The following is a 1932-nucleotide window of genomic DNA, read 5'->3' on the forward strand; positions in this document are numbered from 1 at the left end:
ACGAACCCCACATTATCAAATCCGCGCAACGATAGATAATCGCCCAAGCAAACAGAACCAGAGGCAAAATCGTGGCAGTTGCAGTAGATAGTCTCATTACTCCTGAAATCCTCAAACCCGCGCGTTACCTCGGTAACGAACTCGGCACGGTGGATTAACAGGTTTACCCAACTGCAAAACCTGTTAATTGGCGCATTTTGGGAGTATGAAACCCAATCACAATATCCTGTTTCGGTACTCCCATATCTACTAAATCGCTAGCTAGATCGAATTCGGTAGTGTTTTGTTGAATCCAGATTTTTTCATCCTGAATATCTAGATGAATTGTCGTGCCGTATATTCTTTTTTGTTGATTCCAACCGATCGCGAGTAATTGATATCGATCGCGATCGCGATCGAAGATTTGTTCGATCTCTACTTGTCCATAGCTTGGCTTGTATTGAGAATATTTAGTTAATATCTCCGTGACTATCGATCGATACAATTCTAACTTATCCATTTGTCGATCTCCTCTATTTCAGTGTCATAGACCAGGATTTTTACTCGATTCTCAGTGATAATTATTTGAGTAAATGGCAAATTAAAAAAATCATTATAAGTTACCAAAGGTACCGCTAGATACAAGATTCGTTCTGGCTCTTCCAATCTTAGTGCCGTTCGATAATTGATAAACTGTCCCAATGCTGTATGAAACTCAGAAATTTTCGATGCAGTGACAAAATTCTTAATCTCTACAGCGATTTTCTGAGTATCCTTCGTTGCTGCGATTAGTTTCTCCCCGCCGAGATCGATCTGAATATCGACACCGCCACACCGAATACTTAAGGGATCGTTAGTAATTGTCCAACCATCTTTTTCTAAAGCTGTCCTAACAATATTGTGAAATAGATCGCGAGCCATAGATTGGTTTTTATTCTTTGGGCAGTAACAGAGTTAGAGCTTCAATCACAATCTTAACATTCAACACAATACGCGGCTCTCGATCGGTGGTTAGACGTTATCATAGAGATCCGAAATTTATAGTGTCAGAGGCTCCAAAATCGTGGCAGTTGCAGTAGATAGTCTCATTACTCCTGAAATCCTCAAACCCGCGCGTTACCTCGGTAACGAACTCGGTGCGGTGCATAAACCGTGGGAGAGTGCGACAGTTCGCTGGGCACTGACATATCCAGAGATCTACGAAGTTGGGGCGAGCAATCTGGGGCATATTATCCTCTACAGTATTATTAATGCCCAGCCGCGCCAATTGTGCGATCGAGCCTACCTTCCCGCAGCGGATTTAGCCCAGAAATTACGCGATACTCAGACTCCATTATTCGGGGTGGAGTCGCAGCAGTCCCTTGCCGAATTTGATATCCTCGGTTTTAGTCTCAGCTATGAATTGGGCGCGACGAATATCTTGGAGATGTTGACTCTGGCGGGAATTCCCCTAACGTGGCGCGAACGTGAAGCGGGTAATTATCCCCTGATTTTTGCAGGCGGACAAACAGCGACATCCAATCCCGAACCCTATGCGGATTTCTTTGACTTTATCGCCCTGGGAGATGGGGAAGAATTATTACCCGAAATTGGGTTGGTAGTTGAAGATGGCAAAAATGCGGGGCTGAGTCGGCGCGATTTGTTATTGGATCTGGCTCAGGTTCCCGGCGTATATGTGCCCCAATTTTACGATTCCCACCCCGATGGGAGTGTGAAACCAAATCATCCTGAAGTACCCGAACGCATCCTTCGACGGGTAGCTACCCCGATTCCAGCATACTCGATCGGGTTGGTGCCCTATGTCGAAACCGTCCACGATCGACTGACGATTGAAATTCGCCGTGGTTGTACCCGTGGTTGTCGCTTTTGTCAGCCAGGGATGTTGACTCGCCCTGCGCGGGATGTGGAGCCGGAAGCGGTAATTAATGCGATCGAAACTGGAATGCGATCGAC

At 45.7% G+C, this 1932-nt stretch carries 2 protein-coding genes and 1 pseudogene; 1 reads left to right on the forward strand and 2 read right to left on the reverse strand.

All coding sequences use genetic code 11. The annotated features are described in order from the left end of the window. Positions 1-163: 163 nt before the first annotated feature. Entirely contained in the window at positions 164-499 is a 336-nt protein-coding gene (locus tag RMO84_RS10515) for a XisI protein (protein ID WP_310488415.1), read from the reverse strand. After that, on the reverse strand, positions 487-900 hold the full coding sequence (locus RMO84_RS10520) for a XisH family protein (RefSeq protein WP_310488416.1): 414 nt from the start codon (positions 898-900) through the stop codon (positions 487-489). The genes RMO84_RS10515 and RMO84_RS10520 overlap by 13 nt, the downstream gene beginning before the upstream one ends. Positions 901-1042: 142 nt before the next feature. Here RMO84_RS10520 and RMO84_RS10525 point away from each other — a divergent pair. Beyond that, positions 1043-1932: pseudogene (locus RMO84_RS10525) on the forward strand (B12-binding domain-containing radical SAM protein); the annotation flags it as partial.

The sequence above is a fragment of the Chamaesiphon sp. VAR_69_metabat_338 genome, assembly GCF_031423935.1.
Lineage (GTDB): Bacteria > Cyanobacteriota > Cyanobacteriia > Cyanobacteriales > Chamaesiphonaceae > Chamaesiphon.